This window comes from Candidatus Amarolinea dominans (genome assembly GCA_016719785.1).
Classification (GTDB): Bacteria; Chloroflexota; Anaerolineae; order SSC4; family Amarolineaceae; genus Amarolinea; species Amarolinea dominans.
In genome coordinates, this window is sequence record JADJYJ010000011.1 from 106,505 (window position 1) to 133,188 (window position 26,684).

At 61.8% G+C, this 26,684-nt stretch carries 33 protein-coding genes and 1 pseudogene; 7 read left to right on the top strand and 27 right to left on the bottom strand.

The features are described 5' to 3' along the window. Positions 1-91: 91 nt before the first annotated feature. Positions 92-517, top strand: a complete 426-nt coding sequence (locus tag IPM84_14530) for a hypothetical protein (protein ID MBK9093955.1) — start codon at positions 92-94, stop codon at positions 515-517. A 343-nt stretch (positions 518-860) separates the two neighbouring features. Here the strand turns inward: IPM84_14530 and IPM84_14535 are convergent, their stop codons facing one another. The 10 genes from IPM84_14535 to IPM84_14580 all read right to left on the bottom strand — a co-directional run bounded on the left by IPM84_14535 (position 861) and on the right by IPM84_14580 (position 9,098). Further along, a complete protein-coding gene (locus IPM84_14535) occupies positions 861-1,274 on the bottom strand; it encodes a nuclear transport factor 2 family protein (protein MBK9093956.1) in 414 nt (137 codons plus the stop codon). Positions 1,275-1,293: 19 nt separating this feature from the next. Then, the gene (locus tag IPM84_14540) at positions 1,294-1,524 is read right to left on the bottom strand and encodes a hypothetical protein (protein ID MBK9093957.1); all 231 of its coding nucleotides are present in this window, start codon (positions 1,522-1,524) and stop codon (positions 1,294-1,296) included. A gap of 223 nt (positions 1,525-1,747) precedes the next feature. Next, positions 1,748-2,125, bottom strand: coding sequence for a cupin domain-containing protein (locus IPM84_14545; GenBank protein ID MBK9093958.1), 378 nt, complete (start codon positions 2,123-2,125; stop codon positions 1,748-1,750). Between the two features lie 30 nt (positions 2,126-2,155). Next, complete coding sequence (locus IPM84_14550; GenBank protein MBK9093959.1) at positions 2,156-2,557, bottom strand: nuclear transport factor 2 family protein; 402 nt, start codon at positions 2,555-2,557, stop codon at positions 2,156-2,158. A 181-nt stretch (positions 2,558-2,738) separates the two neighbouring features. Next, positions 2,739-3,146: an ester cyclase gene (locus IPM84_14555; GenBank protein ID MBK9093960.1), complete on the bottom strand. Its 408-nt coding sequence runs from the start codon at positions 3,144-3,146 to the stop codon at positions 2,739-2,741. Positions 3,147-3,289: 143 nt separating this feature from the next. Beyond that, entirely contained in the window at positions 3,290-3,724 is a 435-nt protein-coding gene (locus IPM84_14560; protein MBK9093961.1) for an ester cyclase, read from the bottom strand. 205 nt (positions 3,725-3,929) lie between these two features. Then, positions 3,930-4,364: an ester cyclase gene (locus tag IPM84_14565; protein ID MBK9093962.1), complete on the bottom strand. Its 435-nt coding sequence runs from the start codon at positions 4,362-4,364 to the stop codon at positions 3,930-3,932. A 19-nt stretch (positions 4,365-4,383) separates the two neighbouring features. Next, positions 4,384-6,468, bottom strand: coding sequence for an ATP-binding protein (locus IPM84_14570; protein MBK9093963.1), 2,085 nt, complete (start codon positions 6,466-6,468; stop codon positions 4,384-4,386). A gap of 136 nt (positions 6,469-6,604) precedes the next feature. Next, positions 6,605-8,080 (bottom strand): B12-binding domain-containing radical SAM protein, encoded by a 1,476-nt coding sequence (locus tag IPM84_14575; GenBank protein MBK9093964.1) that lies wholly within the window; start codon positions 8,078-8,080, stop codon positions 6,605-6,607. Between the two features lie 34 nt (positions 8,081-8,114). Continuing rightward, entirely contained in the window at positions 8,115-9,098 is a 984-nt protein-coding gene (locus tag IPM84_14580; GenBank protein ID MBK9093965.1) for a flippase-like domain-containing protein, read from the bottom strand. Positions 9,099-9,635: 537 nt separating this feature from the next. On the opposite strand from IPM84_14580, the gene IPM84_14585 reads away from it, so the two are divergent. Continuing rightward, on the top strand, positions 9,636-9,767 hold the full coding sequence (locus IPM84_14585) for a redoxin domain-containing protein (GenBank protein ID MBK9093966.1): 132 nt from the start codon (positions 9,636-9,638) through the stop codon (positions 9,765-9,767). An 18-nt stretch (positions 9,768-9,785) separates the two neighbouring features. Next, the gene (locus IPM84_14590) at positions 9,786-10,130 is read left to right on the top strand and encodes a redoxin domain-containing protein (GenBank protein ID MBK9093967.1); all 345 of its coding nucleotides are present in this window, start codon (positions 9,786-9,788) and stop codon (positions 10,128-10,130) included. A gap of 127 nt (positions 10,131-10,257) precedes the next feature. Here IPM84_14590 and IPM84_14595 read toward each other — a convergent pair whose 3' ends face one another. Next, the gene (locus IPM84_14595; protein ID MBK9093968.1) at positions 10,258-11,499 is read right to left on the bottom strand and encodes an FAD-dependent oxidoreductase; all 1,242 of its coding nucleotides are present in this window, start codon (positions 11,497-11,499) and stop codon (positions 10,258-10,260) included. Positions 11,500-11,823: 324 nt separating this feature from the next. Here IPM84_14595 and IPM84_14600 point away from each other — a divergent pair, with 324 nt between their 5' ends. Further along, entirely contained in the window at positions 11,824-12,210 is a 387-nt protein-coding gene (locus IPM84_14600; protein ID MBK9093969.1) for a response regulator transcription factor, read from the top strand. Positions 12,211-12,217: 7 nt separating this feature from the next. On the opposite strand, the gene IPM84_14605 is transcribed toward IPM84_14600, so the two are convergent. The 4 genes from IPM84_14605 to IPM84_14620 form a co-directional block, all read right to left on the bottom strand. Continuing rightward, positions 12,218-12,442: a hypothetical protein gene (locus tag IPM84_14605; protein ID MBK9093970.1), complete on the bottom strand. Its 225-nt coding sequence runs from the start codon at positions 12,440-12,442 to the stop codon at positions 12,218-12,220. Positions 12,443-12,455: 13 nt separating this feature from the next. Beyond that, the gene (locus tag IPM84_14610; GenBank protein ID MBK9093971.1) at positions 12,456-12,773 is read right to left on the bottom strand and encodes a hypothetical protein; all 318 of its coding nucleotides are present in this window, start codon (positions 12,771-12,773) and stop codon (positions 12,456-12,458) included. A gap of 208 nt (positions 12,774-12,981) precedes the next feature. Then, positions 12,982-13,278, bottom strand: coding sequence for a HigA family addiction module antidote protein (locus tag IPM84_14615; GenBank protein MBK9093972.1), 297 nt, complete (start codon positions 13,276-13,278; stop codon positions 12,982-12,984). 12 nt (positions 13,279-13,290) lie between these two features. Beyond that, the gene (locus IPM84_14620) at positions 13,291-13,479 is read right to left on the bottom strand and encodes a type II toxin-antitoxin system RelE/ParE family toxin (GenBank protein ID MBK9093973.1); all 189 of its coding nucleotides are present in this window, start codon (positions 13,477-13,479) and stop codon (positions 13,291-13,293) included. Between the two features lie 16 nt (positions 13,480-13,495). Here IPM84_14620 and IPM84_14625 point away from each other — a divergent pair, with 16 nt between their 5' ends. Then, positions 13,496-14,275: a hypothetical protein gene (locus IPM84_14625; GenBank protein MBK9093974.1), complete on the top strand. Its 780-nt coding sequence runs from the start codon at positions 13,496-13,498 to the stop codon at positions 14,273-14,275. 88 nt (positions 14,276-14,363) lie between these two features. Here the strand turns inward: IPM84_14625 and IPM84_14630 are convergent, their stop codons facing one another. The 9 genes from IPM84_14630 to IPM84_14670 all read right to left on the bottom strand — a co-directional run bounded on the left by IPM84_14630 (position 14,364) and on the right by IPM84_14670 (position 21,888). Then, a complete protein-coding gene (locus IPM84_14630) occupies positions 14,364-14,918 on the bottom strand; it encodes a hypothetical protein (GenBank protein ID MBK9093975.1) in 555 nt (184 codons plus the stop codon). Beyond that, positions 14,919-15,068, bottom strand: a complete 150-nt coding sequence (locus tag IPM84_14635) for a hypothetical protein (protein MBK9093976.1) — start codon at positions 15,066-15,068, stop codon at positions 14,919-14,921. Then, positions 15,058-15,327 carry a hypothetical protein gene (locus IPM84_14640; GenBank protein ID MBK9093977.1) on the bottom strand — a complete coding sequence of 90 codons (270 nt, stop codon included), beginning with the start codon at positions 15,325-15,327 and terminating at the stop codon, positions 15,058-15,060. The genes IPM84_14635 and IPM84_14640 overlap by 11 nt, the downstream gene beginning before the upstream one ends. Positions 15,328-15,379: 52 nt before the next feature. Continuing rightward, complete coding sequence (locus IPM84_14645) at positions 15,380-16,099, bottom strand: phage Gp37/Gp68 family protein (protein MBK9093978.1); 720 nt, start codon at positions 16,097-16,099, stop codon at positions 15,380-15,382. Positions 16,100-16,167: 68 nt separating this feature from the next. Then, positions 16,168-17,253 carry a three-Cys-motif partner protein TcmP gene (tcmP, locus tag IPM84_14650; GenBank protein MBK9093979.1) on the bottom strand — a complete coding sequence of 362 codons (1,086 nt, stop codon included), beginning with the start codon at positions 17,251-17,253 and terminating at the stop codon, positions 16,168-16,170. Positions 17,254-17,301: 48 nt separating this feature from the next. Then, positions 17,302-18,129, bottom strand: a complete 828-nt coding sequence (locus IPM84_14655; protein ID MBK9093980.1) for a hypothetical protein — start codon at positions 18,127-18,129, stop codon at positions 17,302-17,304. A gap of 439 nt (positions 18,130-18,568) precedes the next feature. Next, complete coding sequence (locus IPM84_14660) at positions 18,569-20,068, bottom strand: hypothetical protein (protein ID MBK9093981.1); 1,500 nt, start codon at positions 20,066-20,068, stop codon at positions 18,569-18,571. A gap of 171 nt (positions 20,069-20,239) precedes the next feature. Beyond that, the gene (locus tag IPM84_14665) at positions 20,240-20,809 is read right to left on the bottom strand and encodes a hypothetical protein (GenBank protein MBK9093982.1); all 570 of its coding nucleotides are present in this window, start codon (positions 20,807-20,809) and stop codon (positions 20,240-20,242) included. A gap of 638 nt (positions 20,810-21,447) precedes the next feature. Continuing rightward, positions 21,448-21,888, bottom strand: coding sequence for a hypothetical protein (locus tag IPM84_14670; protein MBK9093983.1), 441 nt, complete (start codon positions 21,886-21,888; stop codon positions 21,448-21,450). Between IPM84_14670 and IPM84_14675 the strand changes: the two genes are divergently transcribed. Continuing rightward, the gene (locus IPM84_14675) at positions 21,881-22,096 is read left to right on the top strand and encodes a hypothetical protein (protein ID MBK9093984.1); all 216 of its coding nucleotides are present in this window, start codon (positions 21,881-21,883) and stop codon (positions 22,094-22,096) included. The genes IPM84_14670 and IPM84_14675 overlap by 8 nt on opposite strands. A gap of 382 nt (positions 22,097-22,478) precedes the next feature. Here IPM84_14675 and IPM84_14680 read toward each other — a convergent pair whose 3' ends face one another. The 3 genes and pseudogenes from IPM84_14680 to glk all read right to left on the bottom strand — a co-directional run bounded on the left by IPM84_14680 (position 22,479) and on the right by glk (position 25,758). After that, positions 22,479-22,862 carry a hypothetical protein gene (locus tag IPM84_14680; GenBank protein ID MBK9093985.1) on the bottom strand — a complete coding sequence of 128 codons (384 nt, stop codon included), beginning with the start codon at positions 22,860-22,862 and terminating at the stop codon, positions 22,479-22,481. Between the two features lie 874 nt (positions 22,863-23,736). After that, positions 23,737-24,776: pseudogene (gene pgl / locus IPM84_14685) on the bottom strand (6-phosphogluconolactonase). After that, positions 24,769-25,758: a glucokinase gene (gene glk, locus IPM84_14690; protein MBK9093986.1), complete on the bottom strand. Its 990-nt coding sequence runs from the start codon at positions 25,756-25,758 to the stop codon at positions 24,769-24,771. Before glk ends, pgl begins: the two are co-directional and overlap by 8 nt. A gap of 456 nt (positions 25,759-26,214) precedes the next feature. Between glk and IPM84_14695 the strand changes: the two genes are divergently transcribed. Next, positions 26,215-26,628, top strand: coding sequence for a restriction endonuclease (locus IPM84_14695; GenBank protein ID MBK9093987.1), 414 nt, complete (start codon positions 26,215-26,217; stop codon positions 26,626-26,628). Positions 26,629-26,684: the final 56 nt, after the last annotated feature.

Below are 26,684 nucleotides of genomic sequence, written 5' to 3' on the forward strand. Positions count from 1 at the left end.
GGTGCGTCACCGCAGGCTGCCATACGCCTCACGGAGGTGCGCCTCGACCTGCCGCCAGTCCTCGGCCACGTCGGTCGAATAGCCGCCCGTGATGCGGTCCACCCTTGCGGCCGCATCTGCTCGCTGCTCGGCCGAGCGGCGGATCGCCTCCGGCGGCGCGTCGAACAGCGCGGCGTGCAGCCGGGCGGAGTGGCGCGACCATCGGTTCGATGTCGCCTGTGTGGTTCGGCGCTTGCTTGCGTTCGAGCGCCAGCCGGCGGTGGACGACCCAATAATCCACCTCCAGAGCAGCCAGCGTGTGCGCGTCGGCTTGCAGGCCACGAGCACGGCGTGCCTTTTCGTAGAAGCGCTGCAGGTGCGCGGTGGCCCCCGGCACGTCGTTGTCTACCGGCGCAAAGGCGATGCTGGCCCGCACGATGTCAATGGCCGCCACGACCGCAGTCGGCAGCGCCATGCGGAACTGCTCGCGATTCATCTGCACCATCAGCCCGAAAACGGCGGCCAATTGCGGTCATAGTATGCCCGCCAGCCGCCTCGAGATAGGCGACGCGCTCCGGGTCGAACGGCGGCTCTTGCGGCTTGAGAACGGTTTGCGCAGACATGGCTCGTACCTGAGTCGCCCATTGCAGGTGTATCCTCTCGAACAGATGAGGTGGCAGAAGTCGAAGTTGGCCCCACCTGGACTCCCCACAGCGAAACGATCGCAACCATCGCGGCGATCCGCAAGGCGCCCCAGATTCGCTCCCTGGCCGTGCTGCGCTTCCGGATGTCATGCCGGGTCGCCTCATCCATCCAACTCGCCCGGATCATCGTATTCGTCCTTACGTACGTTAAAGTTACCTGCACGAGCCGCTATCCGATCAGCCCTGGGCCGCCGCGATGTGCTTGGCCGTGTCCGCATAGTGCCGCATCCGGACGACCTTGCCCGCGTCGTTGAGCGTCCACAAGTGGATCTCTTCGTCGCGATAGCGTCGGTCGGTTCCCCTCACATCGCAGGCGATCACAAACTCAACCGCCACCTGATTGCCGCCCGCCATCAACGACAGGATGCGCAGTTCGGTGACTTGAAGCAGGCTACCCATGACCTGGAAGAACTCCAGCGCGCCGGCTTTGTCGTGCCGAGCTTGCAGCCAGGGGACGCCCGCCTTCTGGGCGGTATTGTCGGCCCATTCCTCCCAGCGCACATCGTCGGCCAAGTGGCCCAGGATGGTCGGGATGTCGCCCTTACCGAATGCTTCGTAGATCGCGCCGATGGTTGCGAGATTGTCGCTCATGGAATACCTTTCTCCTGGGTCACGCGGGTTGCGGCGCCGGCAGGTGGCCCAACTGCATCAGCAGCCCCAATCCGTCCGAATAGTTGTGCCCCTCGTCGGTCAGGCCATCGGCGTCGAAATGCCACACCTCGCACACGTCCAGCGAGAAGGACTTACCGCTGGCTGGGAACGCCAGCAGCGGGCCATCCTGGATGCCGACCGCGGAACTGGGCGATGACGTAGTCGCCGGCGTCAATGTAGCGGGCGTCAACGATGCGCATGTCCGATGACATGGCGAAGTGACTCTCCATCCAGCCTCGGAACTCGCCCCGGCTGTTCACAACTTGGCGCGGCCGTGATCGGTGAAGCGTACCCGCTCAGCCACTGTCTGCTGGGACTGGTCAAGCCTCTTGGCGCTGAACGCCTGATGGGCGTTGCGCAGGGTCTTTATGTTCTTGCTTTCCATGTTGGGTCTCCTTGAATGGTGAAGTTCGCTATCCTCTGGAGGTCATGGCCTGCATGTTGCGCCCAACGACCTCCATCGTCTGTGCCCACGGCCCAATCGGGCTGAACTCGACATACTCGCAGCCGGCCTCCAGGACCGGCCGATGGCCCGGCGGCGCGTAGTAGGCATCGCCCGCGCTGTAGACCTCCTCCCGGTCGGCAAACCGAAAACGCATGCGGCCCTTCACGACATAACCCCAGTGCGGACACTGGCAGCGGTCGTCCGGCAGGCCGGCGAACAGCGGCCCTGGGTCGGCCTCCTGCCGTGTCTCGCCACGTTCAATGATCATGCCACCCCATTCGACATGGCGGATCGTCACAGATGGGATCTCAACGTCAATCGGGAAATCATTCAGTGTGCCACGCATCGTTTGCCTCCAGTAGTATGAGTCGAACTCTCAGAACGGATAGGCCGTTGCGTCGTCAAGGCCGATGTAGTCGACAACTTTCTCGTTGCGCAACGTCCAGATGTGCACCAAGAGGACATCAAAGGGTCTCCCGGTCTGCCTGACCAGGCCGTTCCACTTGATGAGCACGACCACTTTGCTGTCTTGTGCGACAATTTCGAAGGGATTGAACCCGCGCACCTCTACGGCTTCATTGAGGGCCCTAAAGAACTCCACGATCTCCGCATGACCGCGGCAGGGTTTGCCCCATTGACCGGGAAAACGGCCTTGCCCATACGGATTGATCCAGGTGGCATTCTCGTCGACATAGGCGAGAACGGCTGGAACGTCGCCGCGCCCAAACGCTTCGTAGACCTTCTGAATGACCTGCACGTTCGTCTCGACTGTTGACATAGGAATTGTTCTCCTTTCCTAGAGTTGGTAGCTGACAGATTGGTAGATTGGCAAAATGGTCAGAGCCATTGTCGGCCGATTGCCCGCAGGAGGCCCGCCACATCCCAGATGAAGTCCGCTTTTGTGATCTGGCCATCGTGCAGGGTGAAAGTTGAGACCCCGCGCACCATCACGCGGACTGCTACCCCGGGATGAGCCCGAGCTGCTGGAGCATGCCGAGCATGTCGCTGACTTCCCGGCGCTCCGCAATTTTTCCGTTCACCACGGTGTCAATCACGATGGACTCGTTTTGGAAGGACCGTCCCGTGGGCGGAATGCCGTTGAGCGTCCCCGTGTGCGTTCCGCTCCATGCCACCCGACTCACGACCTTATTGCCGTCCTCGAACTGCTCCAGGACGGTCTCGTGAAGGTCGGCAAACCCGGCGAGAAAGGCAGAGCCGAGCTGTTTGTAGCCCGCGAGATCCAGCGGCCCTGGCGCACTGGTCGTGTAGACGACAAGATCCTCGCTGAAGAGTGGCATACACCCCTCCACATCGTGTTGATTGCCATACGTTTCGAAGAACTTGAGCGAGACGGATTTGTTGGACATGGAATGCCTCCTGAATTGGTAACTTGGTAACTTGGTGGATCGGTAACGGTCACTAATGTGCTGGCCGATCGCTCAGACACCTTGAGTCTACTGCTTCCGGCTGGTCAATCACCAGACCGAAAGCTGCTCACTTTTTGCTCACTTCACAGCTCTGGCAGCAGGCCAATGGCCCGCAGGAGGCCTGCCACATCCCAGATGAAGTCCGCTTTTGTGATCTGGCCCTCTTGCAGGGTGAAGGTTGAGACCCCGCGCACCGTCACGTGGCGGCCGCTGGCCGGGATGTTCATCAGCGTGCCCAGATGGGTTCCTCGCGCAGTCCAGAGCGCCACGGCGCGTTCCCCCGCGACGATCAAGTCACTCAGCGTGAAGGTCACATCGGGGATCGCCTGGAAGTAACCCGCCAGCGCCCGGCGGATGCCTGCGCGACCCTGCTGCGGCTGGGCCAGGGCCACATCGTTATTCACACAATCGGGGGCGAAGAAGGCCGCAGCCAGATCGAGATCATGGGTGTTCCAGGCCGCGATGAGGTCTGTCACTAAACGCTCGCCCGGCATGGTCGCGCTTGCCTGGACCGACATGTAGACGCTCCCTGAATGAGATCATCGAGCCGCGCTCGGCAGCGATGGACTGATCTTACGCCCGAACGTTGCTCATTCACCAGATCATTTTTTGTTCACTTGGCGCTCATTTGCGCGCCCCGGCCGGCCGCCGAATGGGGAAACAAAAGTGCGGCTGCCATCAACGGCAACCGCACTTTTGCAAGGGGGCCTTCTGAACAGGGGGTTAGAGTTCCGGCAACAGTCCGATCTCTCGCAGCAGCCCGGCCACATCCCAGATGTAGGTCGCTCGCAAGAGCTTGCCCGTTCGGAACGTCAGGAGTGAGGCGCCGCGCACGGTGATGCGCCGTCCCGTGCTGGGGATGTTCATCAACGGGCCGCTATGGGTGGCGTGCGCCCGCCATACCTGGACGACGCGCTCGCCCTGAATGACGGCATCCTCCACCGTGAAATGGATGTCGGGGAACGCCGCCAGGTAGGCCGCCACCGAGGCGGCCATCCCCTCCGGCCCGCGGTGCGGCGCGGCTTCACCGATGTTCTCCCCCTCGTAATCCGCCGCGCAAAGCGCCGCCACGCGCTGGGGATCGTGCGAATTCCAGGCGTCGGTCAATTGCGCGGCCAGACGCGCAAGCGTTTCATGGCGGTCGTCCTGATCCGGCATCGAATCCTCCTTTGTCCTTTCACCCGCCCACTTCCCGTTGCCACAACACCGCCGTCACCTGGGCGATGCCGGCCATCAGGTGGCGGCGATAGGTGCTGAAGGGTAAATCCAGCAATTCGGCCGCGCGTTCCTGGGTCGGCGCGGGTTGAAAATAGGTGTGATGCAGCGCCCGGTGGAGTTTGAGATCCCGGGGTGAGGCCTGCAGCGCGTCAGCGGCCTCCTTGATGAGCGCCTGCAAAGCCACTGCCCGGTCGGCCGGCGCAGCATGGCGGACCGCGTCGAGCACCAGCCGCGAGCGCATCAGCGGGTTCCCGCGCAACACGTCGGGCCGCACGAAGTCGCGCAAGGCATCCCGCACCGCGACGGCGAAATCGGACTGGCTGAGCACGACGATCGGCTCAGCGAATTTCGCCGCTGCAACGGCCGTCGCAGGCGCGCCCACTTCCCGCTCACCCAGCAACATCAGCCAGGCGGCCGGCGGCACAACCCGCCAATCGTGCCCATACACACCGTAAGCCCGCTCCCCCATGACAAACCCCGCCTCGGGCAGCCGGGCCAGGTCGGCATAGGCCAACACCATCTCCCAGAAATCGGCCTGCGCGCAGGGAAAGAAGGTGTAGGCGAGGCCGGGCGTGGTGAGGTAGTGGCTGACCGCCTGGATGAAAACCAGGCTTTGCACGGGTGAGACCGCCTGATAGGTCTCTTCGCCCATCCAGAAACGGAAATGGGTGGCCCTTTCGCCGGGCCGCAGCGCCGCGTGTCTGTTCAGGTAGGTCCACGCCGCCTGCGCCGCGGGATCGGCCTGGAGATCCTGGGGAGCGGCGCGCTCCAGCGCGATCATCGCCATGAAACCGATCGGCTCCTGATGCGCGTCACGAAATACCAGGAAGCTCTCGGGCTGCCGCGCCAGCCAATGAGTGGCCAAACGCGCCGAGTCCGCGCCCTCATGTTTGCTGACCATCGCGGCCAGCGCCGGCCAATCGGCTGCGCGCGCGGCATCCGGCAGGATGCTGCCCCCCTCGGCCCACTCGAAGAAGGGCCGGACCGCCGGGTTTTCACGGTGCAGAAAGACGAGATCGAACAGCAGCCGCTGCTGCGCATCGCGCTGCTCGGCGCCCAGCCGGCCGACGTAGAAGCTGCGCGCTCGCCGGTGCAGTTCTTTGTACCAATCGGGATGCCGCCAGCGCAGGTCGGTCACCAGCGCCTCGCGGGCCAGATCGTGCGGAAAGAGGCCCAGCGGCCCCGACTCGATGAATGACAGGCCGCGCAGCCAATCGAACAACTCGTGGGGATCGGGCAGGGCCAGCATCTCCGCCAGCAGCGGCTCGCTGATCAGCCGCACCAACGCGCAGGCTTCGAGCGCGGCGCGATGGGCGGGGCCGGGCACTTTCTGCACGAACTGTTCCAACAGGGTCTTGATGATGTCGGGCGCAGCTTCCGGCTGAAAGATGACGGCCGGGCGCTGGGCGAACGTTTCTGCCACCAATGACAGGGCCAGGGGATGGCCATGGGTGAAGGTCAGGACGGCCTGACATTGATCTTCGGGGACGTTGCGTTGCCGCAGATACGCGCGGCTCTCTTCGGAGCTGAGATTGCGCAGGGGCAAGACCCGCAGCAACGTCTGCCAGCCTGGATCGGCTCGCCAGGCCGGCGCGGGCGGGTTGCGGCCGGCCAGCACGACCAGCACGTTCTCCGGCAGTTGCGGCAGGAACACCTCGCGCAGCCAGTTGTCCAGCGGCGCCAGCAGCTCATACGTGTCTACCAGGATCACCTGTCGCCCCCCGCCAACAGTCGGAAAGGGCGCCGATGTCTCGTTGGGCATGATGGGCAGAGTCGCCCGCAACGCGTTCAGAAACGCTTCCGGCGCTGGCTCAAAGTTGCGTGCGTCCAGGTAGCAGGCTGGGACCTGGGTCTCCGTGGCGATGCTGCTGAACTCGCGCAGGAGCGAGGACTTGCCCATGCCACCCGACCCCAAGACATACAGCACGAGGAACGGCAAGTCAGCCGCGGCCAATGCCGTCCGGAAGAGCTCGCGCTCGGCTATGCGACCGACGAAATAGCGTCGCCGCGCAGCCAGCAGCCGATCCGCCAGACGGAATGACATCGCTCACCTCACGTGGATACAAAAAGCACAGAACAACGGCGCAATTGTACCATAAATATGGACTGGTCGTAACTGCTCAGGCGGCCCCTCCGGGCGCTATCGAGACCATTCTCACTGCCTGGCTGAGCAGTTACCCCTAGCCTCGCAGTCGAATATAGTGCCTGGTCAGCTTGAACAACTCGGTCGGGTGCATTCTGATCGGATGCACGCGGCGGTAGATCGCGTAGCCCTTATGCAGCTTGTGGACCCACCAGAAGAGGGTATCGGTCACGAGGTTGTGCGGCAGATTGATGAGCCGGCGGATGAGCGGCTCCAGCCGCGGCCATTCGACGCCGATGCCGAACAACCGCTGCAAGTGCTCGACGCGCGTCTTGGCCTCCTTGCTCTCGAAGGTCAGGATGGAGCGTTCCCAGGCGACCTCGCTAAAATCGTCCAGCGTGCCGGGCACCAGCCCCTTGTCGCGGGCAAATTTACCCAGTTCCGTGCCCGGATAGGGCTGGAAGAGAAACGCGTGGGCGTAGCTGATCTGCGCCTCTCTGTTGAGGTGCATCGTCGCGAAGTCATCTTCGAGCGTGCTGGTGGGTAGCCCCAGGATATTGGTGGCGGTGACGTGCATTCCGGTCTCGCGCACCAGGCGGCCGGCGGTCACGATCTCCTCGCGGGTCATCCGCCGGTGGAGCAGTTCGGTGCGGATGCGGTCGTCGGCCGACTCGATGCCCATGCTCACGGTATGGCAGCCGGCCTGCCTGAGCAAGGTCAGCAGTTCGGGCTGTTTGACCACCAGGCTGGCCTGCACGTTGCAGAAAAAGGGCAGGCCGACGGCAGCCGGCCATTTTTCAGCCAACTCCTTGAGCCAGACTTTGTCCACGATGAAGAGATCATCCACGAACACCACATGTTCCAGCGGCCACCGGGCACGCACCGTCTGCACCTCACCGATCACATCGTCTACCGTGCGGCGGTAGTGCCGGCGCTCACGCGGATACAGTTCGTGGAGCGCGTGGTTGAAACAATAGCTACAGTTGAACGGGCAGCCGCGCGAGGTGATGAAGTGCTTGATGGCGCTCTGCGCGAGCTGGGGATGGCGATCATAGACCAGGGCGCGATCGGGGGTGGGCAGGGTCGAAAGCTCGCGCACCAGCGGCCGCACCGGCGATTTGACGATATGCCCGTCCAGCTTGAACCACCAGTTCGACATCTCGGGGCCGAGCGCGCCCTGGGCCAGGCAGTCGGCCAGATCGAGCAGCGCGCCCTCACCCTCGCCGCGGCAGACGCCATCCACCCCCGGCTCTTCGATCATCTGGGAGAAGAAGGTGGGGTGCGGGCCGCCGAAAGCCGAGAAGATCGGCTGCTTGCCCGCGGCGCTGCGGATCGGGGCGAGCGCGGCGCGCAACTGCTGGTTCAACGCCAGATACCCCGCCTGCGAGCCGGTCATCACGCTGTAGGCCAGGATATCGGGCTGGTAGCTGACGGCCCGCGCCACCGGGTCTTCCTCGGTCGCCACGGTGAGCGCCACCTCATGCCCGGCCTGCTTCAGCACCGCCGAGAGCGACATGATGCCCTGGGGTTCGTAACTCAGTTCCTGGGAGACAAATAGAATCCGTGAAGTCATTCTCTGTAATCCTCTTTCTTCCATACACACGTCGCTAAATTCCCGATACAGAAGGGCCAGAGGCTCTTGTGGCGCGCCGGGTGCGTAACCAGAAGAGACCACCGGGCAGGCTGGCGAGCAGCTGCGTCAATTGCATGAGCAGCGAGACAGCCAGCGCGTGGTCGGCGCTCACCCCTATCGGGACATAGAAGAAGGGATAGGCCGCCTGGCTGACGCCGAGGCCGCCGATGGAGATCGGGAGCGTCATGACCAGCGCGATCAACGGGTTGAACAAGAAGATGGCAAGCAGCGGCATCTGGCCACCCATGGCCTGCGAGACGAGCCAGTTGACCAGCGCCGTGCACAGGAGGCCGAGGACGGCAATCCCAAACGCGATCCCCACGGCCCGCAAGCGGAAGCGGTAAGCGTCCAGGGCCTGCGAAACGTGGCCCCATGTCCGCGCCAATGGCGCGAGAGGGCGCCAGCCGAAAAGCCGCGTGATGAGTGCGCGCAGCCGCCGGCTGAGCAGCATCGCCAGCACCAGCGCGGACGCTAACGCCGCCAGGAGGGCTACCCCTTCCATCTGGCGCAGATCCTGGCGCCCGACCAGGTTCACGGCAATGATGCCGGCGATGGCAGCTGAACTCATATAGGCCAGGAAACCCACGATGCGGTCCACCAGCACGGAGATCGCCGCGTCAGCCGGGCGGTCAGTGAGACGGGCTAACCCATACCCGCGCATGACGTCACCGCCGAGGTTGGCTGAGGGCAGGAAGTTGTTGAAGAAGAAACCGATGAATTGGAACTCGAGCAGCCTCGCAAAGGGGATGACGACCCCCTGGGCTCGCAACAGCACGTGCCATTTCGCGCCGTTGACGATCATGGCTAACACGAAGACCAGCAGCGCGGCCAGGAGGTACCCGGGGCGCGCCGAAGCAAGCTGGCTGCCCACCTCAGCGAGCGGCACGCGGCTGAATGTCCACGCGATCAATCCAACGCTGATCACGATTTTCAGTACGGTGATGGCCGTGGTTCTCATCTCTCACATCCATGAAGAATCGGGGGATCTCTACTGACGCCCTCACTTCGACCGGCTGTCTACAGCCAGCGCCCATCGGTGTCAAACACGTGCCGGCGCGCGATTGACACGGCGCGCTTCTGCGACCAAGCCATGTCCCACACTGCGTGGCGATCGTGCCTGATAGCGTAATCGTACCAGCCCAAGAGACGCGACCACGCTTCCAACACTGCCAATAGCGCGAGCACACCATCACGCGTCTCTTGAATAATAGCTGTTCCGGCATTGTACCATGCCTTGCGCCATCGAGACAATTCGGCTGGCTGAACCGGGGTATCAATTTCTGGTCTCGAAACGCAGTCCGCCGAATTGCTCGGCCGTGTACGAAATCAAACAAATCCGTTCTTCTTGATCCGGGGCAATGCCCGACGACGGGCTTTCTGTCTGCCGGCGCAGATACTGGAGCAGTGCTCTCCTCCATTGCCTGGGGTGACCGGCCACGCCCGCGCGCCGTCCAACGAGCGTAGATAAGACAACCTTCAATTCAGGAGTATGAAAATGTCACGTGTCTCCCTCAACCAAGTCGCGCCCGACTTCAGCCTGGCCGACTTTCGCGGCAACACCGTCCGTCTGGCCGATTTCCGCGGTTACAAGAACGTCTTGCTGGTCTTCAATCGCACCTTCACTTGACCGTTCTGCCGCGCGCACATGGCGCAGTTGCGCCAGGATTACAGCCAGTTTGTCGCGCGCGACATCGAAGTCGTCGTGGTTGGCCCCGAAGACGCCAGGACGTTTGCGGCCTACTTCGCCGAACATTCGCTGCCGTTCATCGGCCTGCCCGACCCGAATGCGAGTGTGCTGAAGCTTTACGGGCAGGAAGTGAACCTGTTCAAGTTGGGCCGGATGCCGGCCCAGGTGTTGATTGACAAGGCCGGTGTGGCGCGCTACGTTCACTACGGCCACAACATGAGCGACATTCCCGCCAACGAGGAGCTGCTGGCCCTGGGAGATGAGATCAACGCCGCGGAGGCGCCTGTTCTACCTGCGCCTTGAGCGCCTGCGGCTCGCCGTGGAGCGCTCCACGGCGAGCCGCAGCGTCATTTATCAGTATACATCGGGAATAGGAGCGGCGCGGGCGGGATGTCCGCGCTCAGCGGCCGAACGAGGTGTGTGAGCGCGATTACGCGCTCTTGAGATGCTCGCGAATCAACAGCGCAGCCGTGGCCCCTTCGCCGGCCGCGGAGGCGACCTGCTTGGTGCTGCCGGCGCGTACATCTCCCGCCGCGAAGATGCCGGGCGCGCTGGTCTCCAGAATGCCCGGCTCACGCGTCTCGAAGCCGGTCGGTCGCTCGCCGCCATGCACCAGGTCGTGCCCGGTGACGACGAAGCCCCAGCGGTCGAGGCGAATTCGATCAGGGTTCAGGAAGCCGGTGTTTGGCGTCAGGCCGATGAAGACGAACACGCCAGCGGGGTGGATGACCTCGGTGCTGGCAGACTGAAGGTCCCGGATTGTGACCGCCTTGAGCTTGCCGCCCGCGCCGTCGAAGCGCACAACCTCGGTGTGGAAGCGTACCTCGATCTTGGGATGGCGCAGCGTTTTCTCCTGGATGACCTGGCTGGCCTTGAGTTGATCCCCGCGCACGAGCAGCGTCACCTTCTCGGTCAGGCTGGCCAGGAAGATGCTCTCCTCGGCCGCACTGTTGCCGCCGCCGATGACCGCGACCGGCAGACCCTTGTAGAACGGCCCGTCGCAGGTGGCGCAGAAGTGGATGCCCGCGCCGATGAAGTCGTTCTCGCCCGGCGCGCCCAGGCGACGGTAGCGGCTGCCCGTGGTCAACAGGAGCGCACGCGCGCTGTACTCGCTGCCGTCAGCGGTAGCCACGCAGTGGTAGTTGTGATGACTGCGGACGCCCGCCACGTCTTGCGCTTGCAACATCTCGACGCCAAAGCGTGCCGCTTGCTGGCGCAACTGGTCGGCGAACTTGGCGCCCTCGATCCCTTCGGCGAACCCCGGCATGTTGTCCAGGCGCTCGGTGGCCGCGGCCTGGCCGCCCAGCGCGGCGCGCTCGATCACCAGTGTTGAAATGCCCTCGCGTGCTGCGTACAGCGCCGCGGTCAGCCCGGCCGGCCCACCGCCGACCACGATCAGGTCGTAATGGCTGCGTTCGGCCTTCATTTTCATGCCCAGTTTCGCCGCCAACGCCGCGTTGGATGGCTCCACCAGGAGCGTACCATCGGCGAACTCGATGGTTGGGATGATGCGCTTGCCAGCGTTTTTCGCCAACACGTAGGCTTCGCCGGCCTTGTCCTGCTCGATATCCACCCAGCGGTAGGGGATTTGGTGCTCGCCCAGGAACTGTTTGCTGCGGCGACAATCCGGACACCAGTAGGCGCCGTAGACGGTGATGGTTGGTTCGGTCATTTTTTTACCTCTCTTCAGCCCTCAGGGCAGCCAGAAGCGTCTCGAACTCCTCCCGGCAATCCCCGCAGCGCTCCAAGTGATCCTGCACCAGCGGCATGGCTTCGGCTGCCTTTCTGTCTTGATGGATCATCTTGGGCAGCACGACTATAGCACAAACCCGGGTTTGCTACAAACCATTCCTGTGAATCGGGGACCTCATGGGCCTCGATTCGCATCGCGATGTCGTCCTCGGACACAATACCATAGACGCCTTGCGCGTGCCCTGTCTTACCCCACGACTGCAACCGCGACCCGTTCGCCCCACGCAGTATCCGCCGGGGTGGAATGCGCCGCGCACGCATCGTCAAGGCGCGTTCATCCGCCGAGCCTCTGTCCGACCGCGAGCTCCAGGTCTTGCGCCTGGCGGCGGCCGGCGCCACGAACGTAGAGATCGCGGCCCGCCTATTCATCACCCCGGGCACGGTCAAGAACCACCTCACCAGTATTCTGAGCAAGTTGGGCGTGCGCGATCGCACCCAGGCCGCGCTCAAGGCCAAAGAATTGCGTCTCCGGTCGTACAGCAAATCGCTTGAGGATCTGAGAAACGGCGTGCAGGCAGCCCGGGCCGTGCATGACCTGGCGAAGATGCTTGGGCTGGCGCTGGCTCACGCCGGTCTACAGGCCAAAGTCGTCCAATTGGCCGCCTACGACTTTCGCGCCGCGTTCGGATAAGCACGGTTCAGACGCCTGCCCCGGCCTGGCACCCCAGTCGCACCCAGTATGCGCGGCCGAAGAACGGCGCCAGCGCGATCCCCAACTGGACGTAGACCTCCGGTGGAATGCCGATGTCGGCCAGATAGAGGTCGCCGGGCACGCGCGCCAGCCCGGTCTTGGGCAGCGCCAGCGTGAGCGTCCGATCCGGCCGGATCACCGCCCCCGGCGCCTCGCCGGTGGTCGCGTTCAACCCCGACGGCACATCATAGTGAAAGCACGCGGCGGGCCGATGTGTTGCACAGTTCGATCAGCTCGGCGGTGCGGCCGCGCGGCGCGCCAGCCAGGCTGTAGCCGATCAGCGCGTCCACCACCAGGCCGGGCGCTTCGCCAGGGTCGGCAGGCGCCAGCCCCGCCGCAGCCAGGATGGCGAGTTGGGCTGCCGGTGCGCCGGTCAAGGCCGCCGCCGCCCGGTCGAGCACGATGGCGACATCGAAGCCGCGATTGTGCAGGTGCCGCGCGCAGGCGATCCCGCCGCCGCCGTTGCCGCCCGCGCCGGCCAGCACCACGACACGTCCCGCCATACCCGGATGAACGAGCTGCCCAGCTCGTAGGCCTGGTAGGTGGCGCGCTCCGGGTCGAGCAGCAGCGGGAAGGGCGAGCCGGTCTCCTGCAACCAGGCGCGCGCCCAGTGCTCCGCGCCGAATGAGATGCGCCCATCAGGCGCGATTTCAATCGCTCGCCTACGGCGGTACGCCGCCTGAGCAGTGACCGAATTATCTGACCGGCGCTTCAGGCCGGCGCCAGCGCGCCGACGGCATCCAACTGCGCGCCGATGGCTGTCTCAGCCTTTTTCAGGTCGTAGGCCGCCTGAAGGTTGAGCCAGTATTGGGGCGACTGGCGCAAGGCGCGTCCGAACAACAGGGCCAGGTCTGCCGTGACCGGGCGCGTGCCCTTGACTACGTGCGAAATGCGCATGGGCGACACCCCAATGGCGCGGGCGAATTGCGCCTGGGAAATGCCTAGCTCGCTCAGCGTCTCGAGGAGGAACTCGCCCGGATGGATGGCTGGTAAACGACTCTGGATCATGGTAACCTCGTCTCAGTGATAATCAACAATCTCGACGTCCAGGGCGTCGCGGCGCTCGAAGCGGAAGCAAATCCGCCACTGCTGATTGATACGGATACTCCATTGCCCGCTGCAATCATGTCGCAACGCCTCCAGCCGGTTTGACGGCGGTAAGCGCAGATCCTCGATGGTTGTGGCCGCATCCAACTGCGTCAGTCGCATCGCGGCGCGCCGCTGGATGTCGGCAGGCAGACGGCGCGACTTGCCGGTATTCGAGACAACCGAAGGCCGGCGCCTGGCCGATTCCGAAGCGCGGCAGGCCGACTGGAAGCACTGGGGCCCCTACGTCAGCGACCGCGCCTGGGGCACGGTGCGCAAGGATTACAGCGCGGGCGGCGCGGCGTGGGAGTACTTCCCGCACGATCACGCCCGCAGCCGGGCGTATCGCTGGAACGAGGACGGCCTGGGCGGCTTCAGCAACCGCTTCCAGAACCTGGCACTGGCCGTGGGCCTCTGGAACGAGCGCGACCCGGAGTTCGAGCTGATAGATGCGCTGCGCGAGACCTTCGAGCAGGGGCGTTACTTCGATGTCTTCATCGAGTACGCCAAGGCGGGCGAAGAGGATATCCTGTGCCGCATCACCGCGGTCAACCGCGGGCCAGACCCGGCGCCCATCCACATCCTGCCCCACCTGTGGTTCCGCAACACCTGGTCATGGCGGCCAGATAAGGCGCGGCCTGAGCTGCGCGCCATCGCCGAAAATGCAGTCCTGGCGGTGGATCCCCACTTGGGGGAACGCTGGTGGTACGTCGACGGTGACGGGCCCCTGCGGTTCACCGAAAACGAGACCAACGCGGCGCGCCTGTTCGGTGACGCCTCCCTGGCCAATCTGGCCGTGAAGGCCGTGCGCGAGCAGGCGCGCTACTCCGTGCCCGCGCTGAACCGTCAGCGGCGCACCCGCGCGCGCGCCTGGCGACGCGGACCCGACCGCAGGAACGCGCGTGAAACCGGCAAATAAGCTGGCCCGGCGCATGCGCCGGGCCAGCTTGGTGTCAGTCAGAGGACTGACGTATTTGCCACGAACTACTCGAACACCACGAAGATGGTCACTCGACGACCTCCCAGTGGCCGCCTTTGTCCGGGCCGATGCGCCGGATGCGCCCTTGTGCCTTGAGCTTCTCGATCTGTTTCTTGATAGCTCGGTCTGTAATGCCTACGCTGCGCACAAGGTCCGCAATGGTGATCGCCGGATCAATCTGCATGAGTTCCGTGATTTTCTGTGAACTTTTCTGTGAACTTTTCGGTGAACTTTCTGTCGTTTCCTCATCAATTTCGGGTTCCACCGAACTAATCAATGCTTTTCGGTGAACCGTAGCGGTAAACAAGCACCCGTCGTAATCATCGCTGAATTCGATCTCCGGCCAGTCTTCCAGTGCCCGCTTGATGCCGGAGCCGAGGCCGCGATAGGGCAGCAGGCCCTTGGCGATATACGACACCAGGATCGGATCGCGGATGATGGAGTTGGCAAACGCCGCCATCTCTGCCGCCAGGGCATCGGCGTTGGTCACGTCCTGCTTGAATTGGCGGCGGTTGTCCTCGCCGCGGGCGATTGGGGATTTCAGGTCGTTCAGGTTTCCTGCGCAGACTCGGCATGCCTGCACTCAACCCGTCGCCAGCAACGGTTTGGCGCCCCGCTGAGAGGCGTAGGCGTCCGATGTCTCGCGTGGCACCACGACCACGTCCAGACTGGCGCCGAGGGCTTCGACAAAGCGGCGCAGCGCGCTACTTGCGTCGGGGCCTTCAGAATGCATCGATGCGGGTCAGCACCGGCTGCGCTTTTTCGACGCCCACCTGATGGATGACGCCGGCGCGCAGGGCGACCAGGAGATGGGCATTGACTTCAGGGCTGTCGCCGCCGTCTTCGATCTGCATTTCCAGGGCGTTGAGGATGCCGTTCAGCTTGCGCAGCCGGATCGGCGGCAGGCCCAACTGCTCGATGGCAGCGCGGATCGGCTTGAGATGGGCGACGCGGGCGGCGTCGTAGCGGTTGGGGATGTTGGTGGGAGGCATGGTGCGGTTTGTCCTTTGATGGTTGTAGTTGCGGACCAGGATCGAGACTGCCTCAGGTGGTGAACGCCAGGGCCGGCATCTCATCCCAGGTGCGGCCGTCGAGCAGCCGCCCGGTCTGTTTTTTGCGCACGCCGCCCCACTGTTTGAAGAAGAAGGGCACGCGCTGGCTTTGGCACTGGCGGCGAATGCTCTGCACCCACTCCTCTTTCACGGGCCTGGCCTTTGGTCCTGACTCTCCGCCGACGATCACCCAATGGATGCCGCTCAAATCCAGGGTGAGCGGCCCTAGCAGCGGTTCCAAAGAGAGAAAGTGGGTTTTGGCATGGGTTGAGCGCAAGTGCTCAATTCGAAAGGTGTAGTCCTGAGTTTCAACGCTGACGCCCATCCACACGTTATCGGGCCAGTTGATGGTTCGGTCCAGTTCCAGCAGACGTTCAGAGCGTTTGGTCAGCACTTGAAACGTGTGCCAATGCGCCTCGCGCATGACGCCGAACACACGCTGGATGAAAACTTCAGGCACGTCCTTGTGGAACAGATCGCTCATAGAATTGACGAAGATTATCTGCGGCTTCTTCCACCCCAGCGGCGCGGCCAGCGCGTGCTCGTGCAGCGTCAGGCGGAAGCCGTTGGCGTAGTTGGGCTGGCCCATGGCCTGGAGCCGCCTCGCCATGCGTTCGGCATAGCAATGCTGGCACCCAGGGCTGATCTTGGTGCAGCCGGTCAGCGGGTTCCAGGTGGATTCGGTCCATTCGATCGACGATTTCGTGGCCACGTGAAGACATCCTCAGGAATCGGTATAGCAATCTACCAGACCAATTATAGCACAAATGTTCATACTTGTCACAGAAATCTAATCTTTACACCTTTCGGAAACCCTCTTGTTCGCTTTGTGCCATCCACCTTGAAGGGATTCACCTGGATACTCCCTCGCTCTTCCAGAATCCGCAATGCCTTCTTGGCATGCGTCTCAATAAACGCAGTCTCGTCCAAGACAAACTCGACAATAAGATCAGATGTAACAGTCGTGCCAGCAAAGTGCCTCTTGAGAAGTGCAGCCAAGTCCTCGGTCGGATCTAGGCTGAACAAGACCAATTGATCCGGGTTAGTTCCATCTGAGAAAGTGAATCCACTTGTTGGATCAACCTTCCAGAATGCCTCCTTCATTTTTGAGTGCCCCAACGGATGATTGCTGGCAAAGAACAGGTAGTAAATGGGGCGGCCATGTTGATCTCTCATCTCGAAGTAGCGGACGTATTTTGCTTGAGTGAGCAATTGTTTCTGATAGAGATTTCTCAGCGCTGACAATCTGTCGGTCGCCTTACTTGCCACATCAAATACTTCCTTGGTGCCGAATAACTCGACGAAATGTTCTTGAATTGCTGTGTCTGGATGCTCAACAAATCGATTGATGGAATCCGCCATGAAGTTGATGAGTACCTCGGTATGCTGGTTTCTCAGCAGGCGACGCACGAGATCAAACGGTAGACCTTTCCAGCCAAAGGGGTCAATGAATGCAAACGTTGGTGCAAGCCGAAAGGTGTTTTGCTCCAGGTATGCCAGCAACTCGGAAATGACCGCACGAAATTCGCCTACTCTCGCATCGATCGTGAAATTGGATGGTGGGGCAAGCAAATCGATCTCGTGACAAAGATGGTCCACTCGATCCGATCGTTCGTCAATAAAGAGGAACACACATTCTGTGTTCGATAGCGGGGCTTGGTGATTCATTGCTTTCTTGAGCGCAATGATTGGAGACCCTGGCTCGCCGTTCAAGTACTTTCCTGGTCCGCAGAAGCCGTCTAGATACACAATTCGACGATTCGTTGAACCCAGAATCGCGAACCAAGCTCCAAGGTATCGATCAAGGATCTCATGCTTCGCTAGAGTATGAGGTTCGATCCTCCACAGTGTCTGCTGTTTGTCCATTTCGGTCTCCTTTGCCCTGGAATATTTCCAGCAAGTTTGGTGACAGCCTCAAGCGCGACCTTCCACAATCGCAATCTCATCCTCCGTCAGACCGTACAACTCATAGACGAGATAATCAATCTCAGTTTCAAGGTCAGAAGTATCTACAGCAAAATCGATCCTCTTTGCTTGAAGAATGCGTGAAACCAGGGTCTCAATGGCGAACTCCTGTTCAGTTGTTGGTTGCCGGATGGGAATATCCAGCAACGGAGCTTTGTCAATCTGGAATTGGTATCCCTGCATCTTTCCCTTGTGTCTAAGCCAGAACTCAATCACTCTCGAATTAAGTAGGCCCGTCAAGAACTTCAGGTTGATCCGATTGGACTTAATAATATAGAAAGTTTGCGCTACATAACAGTCAAAATCAGTGTATGTGAACGTGGGCTGAGAACACTTCCGTAACGAGATTATTTTCACACCTTGAAAGAAAAACTCATTCCTACTTCGGTGTAAACCATAAGGCCAGTTGTCCGATGTAATTATTGATCGATACTGGTCTAAGTGTTTCTTTATGTTAGGATAATCCCTGATCTTGTCCTGCTTCACAATCGACGAGTCGGTATAGATGATCCAATAGGAGTTTCGACTGGTTCCAAAATACCTACTTAACTCAGCAGTAGTGTAGTAAGGCTTGATTAGCTCAAGCTCTTCCCGTGTGAACTGCATGGATGCTCTTTCAGCGTCAGACAGAACAAATACGCCCTGCCCCACTTCATAATCATTGCCCAAAATCACTTGCGATCGTTTGTTTACGGAGTCTTGGGGCGCACCATACCTTGTGCGACCTCTTTGCGGGCCATCGAGCGTAAAGTTCCCCTTCGCAGATAGTTTGCTCAAGACCCTCTGGCCGAACTCTCGGAAAAAACGAACATTCTGTCCACGAAGCGATCCCTTTCAAACTCTGGGGACATATAAACGGCTGCGTTGCATGGCAACTTCGTTAACACCTTTGCAACGTCTGCCGCAGCGGCCTGTGGGGATACAATTCTCCTCAAGTCGAAGCGATATGAGCGTGAAGAGGCTCTCCTTGAGCAGATCAAGATCATTGTTTGAATACCAGCACTCTCGAAAATTTTGAAGTCGCCGAAGTCGATCAACTGCAATATTGTCGCGTCTGATACGATCTTGTTGCGCAAGATAGATGCACCCTGATTCGTGAGCCAGTTGTTAGTAGCAATGAACGACAACACACCCGTTTGATTTCTCAAAATGTCTAGACTTGTGCAGGCAAAAAAGTACCAGATGTCCATCTTCCCTTGATAATAGGGTGAACTCCTCAGGCCATCAAACGCGGATCGGCAGTGTATTCTTTGATGTAGGGCGGGTTGCCGATCACTACATCGAACCCGCCCCGCCCCTCGAAAACCTCGTGAAAATAGACATCGAAGTCGAAATCCTGCATTCCGTTGGTGAGCAGGCCGATCAACTGCTCGATCTGCGCGCGTAGCTTGGTTTTTTCCGTAGGATGCGTCTCGTCAAAATAACGCCGTTTGAGCGCATCGAGATCGGTAAAGAGCGCCATATTGAACAGATTTTTCTTCACCTGGCCCAGCGAATTCCCCTGCACGATCTTGTAGTCCAAATTGGGCAACGGCTGGATGTCGGCGTAGCTCTCCTCGTCCACCACCAGCGACAGCCACAGCCGCAGCTTGGCGATCTCCACCGCGCCGCCGTCAATATCCACGCCGTAGATGCTCTGCTGGATGGCGTGGCGCTTGAGCGCATAGGGTGTGCGTCCGCTCTTGAGCTGCGTGTCCAGCGCCAGCCGCGCCTGCACGATCTCGTGCAACATGCCCACGGGGAAGGCGCCGGAGCCGATGGCCGGATCGCACAGCTTGATCCCGGCCAGAGCGGCGTCCAGCTTGGCGGCGTGGCGGCGCACGCTTTCGGGCAGCACGTAGTCGCCGCTTTGCAGCCCCGCCTCCTTGGCCGCATCCTGTTGCAGCGCCAGCGCACCCCGCCGCACCAGCGCGGCGATCTCCTCACGCGGCACGCTCTCCCGCCGCTGCGGCACGGTCAACGCCTGCTGTTTGGGCGGGGGCTCGCCAAAGAACGGGTCCTGGGTGGGTTGCTCAGGAACCAGGCTGGTCTCGACCCGGTTCAGCGCCGTGTCCAGGTAGTGGATCAGGCTCTCCTGGCACATGTAATGCACGATCTCGCAGGGTGTAGAAGGCCCCCGCGATTTGCGGTCCCGCACCTCCAGCATGTTTTGAAGACCTTGCCCAGCATCTCCCGGGTCCACCGCCACTTCTTTTTCCAGCGGCTCCTCCTCCCACACGGTGAAGTTGTAGCGGTCGAAGACATCGAGGATGCCCGTGCCCTGGTCGTCCTGGGGATCGCGGCGGTTGGAGAAGAGCGCGTTGGGCAGAGCCAGATGGGTGTGTCGCCAGTCGTAGCCGCCCATCGGCTCGAACAGGCCGCCGTTGAGGAAGGGGATCTTGACCGTGCGGTCGCCGAAGCGGAAGCCGTCCTCGGCGCGCTGCAGGGCCAGGGCATCGTAGAAAAGCGGTTCCAGCACATCGTTGAAGAAGCTGTCGTAGACGAAGCCATTTGCGCGGTCGTACAGACGGCGTACAAAGTCGCGCGGGCCGCTGCCCCAGAGTTGGTCGGCCGCCACGCCCAGCCAGCCCTTCTTCTGCACGAAGTAGAGGAAGACGATCTGGCCCAGCAGCTTCTTGGCGAAGCCGGGCAAGTCAACGCCGGCCCGCCGGAGTCCGGCCGCCTGTCTGTCCGCGCCAGGGCCTCTTCCAGCGCCGCCCTCAGCTTCCAGGAACAAGCTCCTGTAGCCCTCGAAGAACTGTTTGCTGACCGCCTCGACCTTGAAGGCCTGGGCCAGTGCGCCAGGGTAGGGTTGACGGCGTCGTTGAGCAGGAAGGGCAGCAGTTGCTGCACCGGTGTGGGTGGGTTCGGTCGCTCCCCACCAGGAAGGAATAGCGCCGGGCCGGGGTCAGCCGCTCCTCCAGCCCCTCGTCGCCAAAGGCATACTCCAGCCGCACCAACGAAAACGCCAGCCGGCCACGTCGTCGTGATAGAAGGCCGCCAGCACCGCCTCCACTGGCTCGTTGTGATCCTGCCTGAGATAGTGGGCGATGAAGTTGCGCTGCATAGTGCGCGCCCGTTCCAGGCTGCTCTCCCGGTGCAGGCGCACGACCAGCACATCCAGCCGCTCGCCGTTCGGGTCGTAGTAGACGAAGGGGCGCTTGTACTGGCGGATGTGGCCCGGAAAAGCGTGGGGGATGTAGGCGCCGTGGCGCGAGGCGAACGCCCGGCTCCGATCCACCTGGTTGAGCAGGTGCGACCAGCCCTTCGAACCGGCTTTCGTCGAACGTTGGTCGAAGGTCTGGTTGATGGCTGCACGGCGGCGTCGTGGTTCTGGCTCGTTTCTCAGGTAGGCTGACAGGAGACGCGCCGCCGGCGCGCTCGGCGGGCGGGCGTGGCGTGCAGCACGGCGTCGTCCAGCCCCGCCCGCAGGATGGCCGGAGAGACTGCTGCGCTGTGTACGGGTGATGGTCTGCATGATGCGCTGGCTGGTCTTGCGGGGATGCGGCCCTCCTCGAAGGCCTGCCAGGCCAGGCGCAGATAGTCTTCGTCCTCGTCGGTCATCTTCTGGTTGTCTTTTGCGCCGCCCGGATATATTTGAGCACCCGCTGGGCGTTGGTGACGCCGCCCGACCCGCGGGCTACTTCCTCCTCCAGGGCAGCGTCGAACTGGGCTTTGTTGCGGTTGAGCCAGCCGAAATAGCGGGATGGGGGGGCCGGCGCCCCACTCGCGCATCAGGTCCACCGGCCGAAGAAGTCCAACTCCCGGTTGTTTCGCCATCCGCCACGAAGCTCCAGCTTGCTACGGAAGAAGGTAACCATCCCCCTCACAACCCCGCCCCGCCCCCCCGGCCTTGAGGGTTTGGATGCCGCACCCACCCACGCGTCCACCCAGCCACCAGGATGCGGTACAGCACCACGCAGATCGCTGCGTCACCCCCACCACAGATATTTGAGGTCCCCGCCCAGCATGTCGGAAGCCCGGAGTTTGAGACGATGTTGGCCCAGCCCAGTTCCTGATCCGACCGGCTGGTGGGAAGAAGTCGAAGAGATGTATCCCGGATGCACCGCCACCCGGTTGACGGCCCCACCCGCGCAGCACCCGGTTCCAGGCAGGTCAGGTGAGACCTGGCCCGCGGTGTGCCTCGGCCAGCACATCGGCGGTGACCTGAAGGCACATCATCTTTTCAGGCCGAAGCGGCCCACCAGGTCGGGCGGTTATGAAATTCGGCGCACCCCGCTTCCCACCGGTGAAGCCGCCAGCACCCGGCCCGAATAATCCTGTTGCAGGGCATCGTACAGATAGCCGATTGCTCGCCGATTCCGAGAAGAGAGCAGTTCTCGCCTGAGCAGCGTTCTCGCCGTGGCGCAGGAACTCTTCTTGTTTTGGATCACCGCCGTTATCGACCCAAAGCTGGTAACCAAACAACACGTCCCGGTCACCGCCAGGCGGAAATCGGGGCTGAAATCGCCTGATCTTGAACTGATCAACCTCCCCCTCCTCCACCACAGCCGTTGAATGGTCGTCATCCTGATCCAGCAGGTCATAGATGTCCATTGAACGGCTGATCAACATCGGCCGTTGTCGAACATCTGGATGGAAAGCGATTGTAAGCGAGAAGCGGTTTCAGCGTCATTCTGAAGGCATGGTGGCTGCTTTCCAGGCGTTTGACCAGCAGTCCCTTCATAAAGTCCGCCGACGCTGGGTGCCGGGATTGCGCCTCGAACTGGGAAATGCCTGCCTTCAAGAACAGGCGGGCATGTAGCGTGAATAGTGGAATGTTCTGAGCAATTCGATGGTCTGATCGAAGACCGCGCCGGTTTGCTCGTCGAATTCGTAGACCAACCGCTGCGGGTCGGTTGATTCTCAGGAAGAACAGTCCCCTGTCGCTGATGTTCCTGGCTGTAGTAGCGCATGATCTCCTGGCGGGTGCGGCGTAACCATCACACGGCTCAGCACCCGGTCTGACCTCGTTGCCCGGCTTTTACCTCTCGGCCTCATCGATGGGACGTCCTGTTGTCGTACCGCCGCAGCCGCTTCTGCAGGTCGCCGGTAAAAGGTCTGCAAATCCTGCACGCCAGGGATCACGCTGCGCTGCGGGGCTTGAAACAGCTTGAGTTGGGAGAAGATGTCATGGGATTCATTGTTCAGGCGTGGCCGAGACCAGGATCACCTTTGGCCCCAACAGATCGTGCAGCTCTCGTATTGTTGCGTTTTCGTTGCGGAAACGGTGGCCTCATCAATGAAAACGCACTTGTCAGTGACAGTCGATCCACAATCCGCTCGAGTTTGCCCAACGATTCCACCGTCGCCGGCACCTGAAAATCCTGGAATGTCTCCTCCCAATACTCTTTGAGCACGGGCGGCAGATCACCAGAATGCGGGCCATCATCCGTCAATTGCTGGGCCAACAGGGCCGAGATAAAGGTCTCGCCCAGCCCCACCATGTCGGCCAGAAAGACACCGTTGTAGGCGTCGAGAAACGCGCCGGTGGAGATCACGGCCTGTCGCTGGTAAGCCAGATCGCGCAAGCCTTCGGGCAGGTAGGAGTCACCAAATCCTGGTCAGCGTGGACTCCCCTTGAAACACCAGGGATTTTCAGATACAACTCAAAGGGTGTGATGTCCTTTCGTTCAGCCAGGTGCCGGCACGGCTCAACGTACACCTCCGACAACTCGATGGATTCCGCCTAAATTGCTCCATGGGCCAGGCCAACTCAACGTCCGCCCGGTTCTTCTTGAGTTCGAGCCGAATCTGAAGTCGCCTGGATTGCTGAAGCCGATATTTGGGACCTGGTGGATCACCGCCGTAGTCCATGAACCCATTCGGGAAGCGCTGGGATGCAAACCTTGGGCGTGACCTGCTGGCTGGGGTGCGCCCTGGATCTCCAGCTTGCCACTTGCAGAACGATGAACTTGCGGATACCCTGCTCGGTCTCATAGGCTCATCGGCAGCCTCTTCCTCACAGGTTTCGGCGAAGCGCTGGTTTTCTGAGAGGTTGAATTCTGTGGACCCTCACGATTGGTCAGTTGCGTTCAGCCGACCCTTCATTGCGAATGCCCACTTCTAGTGGCAGGAAACACAGTGGAAGTGGCCCACCAGCACATCGAGTACTGGACGGGCTAGTGTGCTCTTGAACCGATCCAGCAGGCTGGCGCCCGGTTCATTGGTGAAGAAAGTCAGGTCGTTGGACATTGCGTAGCTCGATTCGGTAGGCGAGATGGCACAAAATACCAGTTGGCAGTCATTTTACCCCAAAACAGCACTGCAGGCCATTCGACCAGCAGTTCCAAATGTAGCCTGGTTTTTTACCACAGAGATCACAAAGAACGCAGAGAAGTTGCCGATTTGCGTCTGATCTGCCGTTTCTTTGTGTTCTCTGCGTTCTTTGCGGTTGAATGTGTGCTACATTTGGAACTGCTGCCATTCGACCGGCCCACAGCAGAACACGCTAGAGCGCTGCGAGTGGCAAGGCGAGGACGCCATCCCCCAGGGGCAGCGTGGATGGGCCGGGGTAGATGACAAAGCCACGCGCGGCGCGGTCGCCGAAATCACGCCGGAAGGCCCGGATTCCCTTTGCCATCTCAGGCCGTGCGCTTCTTGAGCGAAATTCGTCTGAATCTGGGGTAAGAGATCATTGGAATCTGCCATCATGAGCAGGCTATTGAAGCCGCCTATGCCATCCCAGGCCTTGCGCGGGTTGGCCGGGAGTGCAGCAGCCGCGGCCTGATCGAGCCACCACAGCAGTTCCCCCACTCCTGGGTTGATGCGTTGGGCGGGCCAGCGGCGCGGGTCGCGTGGGCCGGTCAGCGTCGCGGCAACTGCATCGGCCTTATTCCTACCTGTGACCAGGAAGGCCACGACGCGCGCCGCGTTCAAGACCTGCGGCGTCAGCGTCACCCGTTGCGCAGGTCGTCCTCGTAATCGGCCGTCACGGCAAGGGCGGGCGCGTCTGATGCCGTGGGCAAGGGCGAGCCGGGAAAGAGCGATGCTGTATGGCCGTCGGCGCCCAGCCCCAGGAAGACCCAATCGAAGCGGGGCCAGGCCTCGCCCGGGTTGGCGGACTCACGCAGTTGGCGGACGTAATCTTCCGCGGCCGCGCTTGGTTCCCATTCGCCGCGCACGCGATGGATGTTTTCTGCCGGCGCCGGAACCTGATCGAGCAAGGCTCGCCGCGCCTGGCCGTAGTTGCTTTGCGGGTGATCCGGCGGCACGCAGCGCTCGTCACCCCAGAAGAAGCGCATCTGCGGCCACGGCAATTTTTCCCGGTACGGCGGCCGCGCCAGCAACTCGTACAACGCCTGTGGCGTGCCGCCACCCGCCAACGCCACGGTGAAGCAGCCGCGGGTGTTGACCGCCTGACTAACCGCCCGCACGAACTGCGCGGCGACGTCCCGGATGAGCGCGGAGTTGTCCTCGAAAATCCTGATGATCGGCTCAAGCATGATAGCCCTCCAGCTCTAGCCCATGGCACGCGGCGCCGAATAAGGCCGCCTCGGGATTGCGGATCACATGCACCGGCACCTGCTTGAGAAAGTCGGCGAAATGCCCTTTGTCGGTGAACGCCCGATTAAAGGCCGCTGTCTTCAAGAAGCGCAGCAGGCGCGGCGGCAATCCGCCGCCCAGGCAGATGCCGCCGGTCGCCAGCACCCGCAAGGCCAGATTGCCAGCCTCGGCTGCCAGGATGTCCCGGAAGAGCTCCAAGGTCGCGCCGCAGATTGCGGCCTGCCCCTCGACGCCCGCACGGACAATCACCCGGGTCGGATCCGGCGCGCTGGCCAGCTCGGCGGCCAGCCAGTTCGGCTCTTCGTAACGGCCGCTGTCGCGCAGAAAACCGTACAGGGTAGGCAGCCCGCGGCCCGAACACACCTGCTCGTAACTGACGTGACCGGGGCGGGGTCGCAGATACGCCAGGAGTTCGGCGCCCAGCGGTGTGTTGGGCGCAAAGTCGGCATGGCCGCCTTCCGAGGCGAAGGGGCGGTAGGCGTTGCCAGTCCACAGCAGGAACGCCTCCCCCAGGCCGGTGCCGGGGGCGATAACGCCCAACGGCGCCTGGGACGCCGGCCTGCCCTCGTTGAGCGTTTCCAGATCCTCAGCGCGCAGGTTGGGCACGGCGTGGGCGATGGCAGCCAGGTCGTTGAGCAGGCGCGCCGGCGCGCCCAGCCATGCGCTGAAGGCCTGCTCCTCGATCACCCACGGCAGGTTCGTAGCCTGGACGCGGCCGGCGACGACCGGCCCGGCGATCCCGAAGCTGGCGCGGCGGATCGCTACGTCCTTGCCCTGCAGGAACGCGGCGACGATGGCCTCTAACGAAACGTAGTCCGCGCTGGGAAACGTCGCCTTCGCAACGGGTGCGTGCGGTCCAGCCTCCGCTGAGTAGAGCGCCAGGGTAGTTTTGGCGCCGCCGATGTCACCGGCGAGCCACAAAGCCCCGTCCGCCTGGGCCAGGTTCTGTTGATGGATCATGCCTTCTTTTTCCTCTTTTGCAGTAACTGCTCAGGCGGCCCCCCTGCCCCCCAATTTTGGGGGGGAAAGCATTCGGCTCCCCCAGGATTGGGGGGCAGGGGGGCCGCCTGCCTCTTTCAAAGCTGCTGTGACCTTTTCGACCGCTGCCTCATACGGTTCAGCGAGCCTGGCACGCAATGCATAGTCTGTGTTCTGCTTCAACATTACCATACCCTCCCTATCCTCAATGACCCACCGCACACGGGATCTTTCGCCATCGGAAATCTCCTTTCTGACTGACGAAGCGAAATGCTTGATTGTTATTCTACTTGATTTCGGAGTAATGCGGTAGCGCCAAACGGACGATGCGGCGGGGGGCATCTCTACTGGTCGCCCGATCCGCCAAATAGCCTGTTGTGGGACCGAGACGCCTCAGGATTGCCGCCGCTTTGTGTCTGGCTCGGCTCCACCTTCGGCTACCAGGCGTGGCGGACGGCTTCGGTGGGCGTCAAGATCGTGGGAAGTGATCAAACGGAGCGATCAACATGGCTGAAGACTCGATTGCCGGCCTTCACGCGCATCGAGCCATATCGCTCACCAGACGGTCAGACCGAGATAGATGCACTTGCCGAGAACAGCGAACGGTGGGCGGTTGAGGTCAAGTGGCGGCAGAAGCGAGTCGGCCGCAGTGAGTTGGAGCAGCTCCTGGCGGCCGCCGCCGGCCTGAACGCGCGTGCCTGGTGCGTCTCGCAGGCTGGCTTCACACCCGACGCCCTGACCTTTGCCGCCAACAATGCCATCTTGCTGAGTAACGCCGCAGATCTGGCCGCGCTGGCGAAGCTGGCGCGTTGATCTGAAACAGTCAAGCAAGACCCGCACTTCGATTGAGCGCTCCCAAACACCACCTG

Excerpts from the sequence above, each read along its gene's own strand:
- IPM84_14570 (MBK9093963.1), bottom strand. The coding sequence starts at position 6,468 with ATGTCATTCCGTCTGGCGGATCGGCTGCTGGCTGCGCGGCGACGCTAT.
- IPM84_14590 (MBK9093967.1), top strand. The coding sequence starts at position 9,786 with ATGGCGCAGTTGCGCCAGGATTACAGCCAGTTTGTCGCGCGCGACATC.
- IPM84_14560 (MBK9093961.1), bottom strand. The coding sequence starts at position 3,724 with ATGTCGGTCCAGGCAAGCGCGACCATGCCGGGCGAGCGTTTAGTGACA.
- IPM84_14600 (MBK9093969.1), top strand. The coding sequence starts at position 11,824 with ATGCGCCGCGCACGCATCGTCAAGGCGCGTTCATCCGCCGAGCCTCTG.
- IPM84_14610 (MBK9093971.1), bottom strand. The coding sequence starts at position 12,773 with ATGGCGGGACGTGTCGTGGTGCTGGCCGGCGCGGGCGGCAACGGCGGC.
- IPM84_14535 (MBK9093956.1), bottom strand. The coding sequence starts at position 1,274 with ATGAGCGACAATCTCGCAACCATCGGCGCGATCTACGAAGCATTCGGT.
- IPM84_14620 (MBK9093973.1), bottom strand. The coding sequence starts at position 13,479 with ATGCGACTGACGCAGTTGGATGCGGCCACAACCATCGAGGATCTGCGC.
- IPM84_14640 (MBK9093977.1), bottom strand. The coding sequence starts at position 15,327 with ATGCCTCCCACCAACATCCCCAACCGCTACGACGCCGCCCGCGTCGCC.
- IPM84_14615 (MBK9093972.1), bottom strand. The coding sequence starts at position 13,278 with ATGATCCAGAGTCGTTTACCAGCCATCCATCCGGGCGAGTTCCTCCTC.
- IPM84_14575 (MBK9093964.1), bottom strand. The coding sequence starts at position 8,080 with ATGACTTCACGGATTCTATTTGTCTCCCAGGAACTGAGTTACGAACCC.
- IPM84_14555 (MBK9093960.1), bottom strand. The coding sequence starts at position 3,146 with ATGTCCAACAAATCCGTCTCGCTCAAGTTCTTCGAAACGTATGGCAAT.
- IPM84_14565 (MBK9093962.1), bottom strand. The coding sequence starts at position 4,364 with ATGCCGGATCAGGACGACCGCCATGAAACGCTTGCGCGTCTGGCCGCG.
- IPM84_14670 (MBK9093983.1), bottom strand. The coding sequence starts at position 21,888 with ATGGACATCTATGACCTGCTGGATCAGGATGACGACCATTCAACGGCT.
- tcmP (MBK9093979.1), bottom strand. The coding sequence starts at position 17,253 with ATGGACAAACAGCAGACACTGTGGAGGATCGAACCTCATACTCTAGCG.
- IPM84_14545 (MBK9093958.1), bottom strand. The coding sequence starts at position 2,125 with ATGCGTGGCACACTGAATGATTTCCCGATTGACGTTGAGATCCCATCT.
- IPM84_14530 (MBK9093955.1), top strand. The coding sequence starts at position 92 with ATGCGGTCCACCCTTGCGGCCGCATCTGCTCGCTGCTCGGCCGAGCGG.
- IPM84_14580 (MBK9093965.1), bottom strand. The coding sequence starts at position 9,098 with ATGAGAACCACGGCCATCACCGTACTGAAAATCGTGATCAGCGTTGGA.
- IPM84_14550 (MBK9093959.1), bottom strand. The coding sequence starts at position 2,557 with ATGTCAACAGTCGAGACGAACGTGCAGGTCATTCAGAAGGTCTACGAA.
- IPM84_14595 (MBK9093968.1), bottom strand. The coding sequence starts at position 11,499 with ATGACCGAACCAACCATCACCGTCTACGGCGCCTACTGGTGTCCGGAT.
- IPM84_14675 (MBK9093984.1), top strand. The coding sequence starts at position 21,881 with ATGTCCATTGAACGGCTGATCAACATCGGCCGTTGTCGAACATCTGGA.
- IPM84_14635 (MBK9093976.1), bottom strand. The coding sequence starts at position 15,068 with ATGCATTCTGAAGGCCCCGACGCAAGTAGCGCGCTGCGCCGCTTTGTC.
- IPM84_14625 (MBK9093974.1), top strand. The coding sequence starts at position 13,496 with ATGTCGGCAGGCAGACGGCGCGACTTGCCGGTATTCGAGACAACCGAA.
- IPM84_14665 (MBK9093982.1), bottom strand. The coding sequence starts at position 20,809 with ATGCAGACCATCACCCGTACACAGCGCAGCAGTCTCTCCGGCCATCCT.
- IPM84_14585 (MBK9093966.1), top strand. The coding sequence starts at position 9,636 with ATGTCACGTGTCTCCCTCAACCAAGTCGCGCCCGACTTCAGCCTGGCC.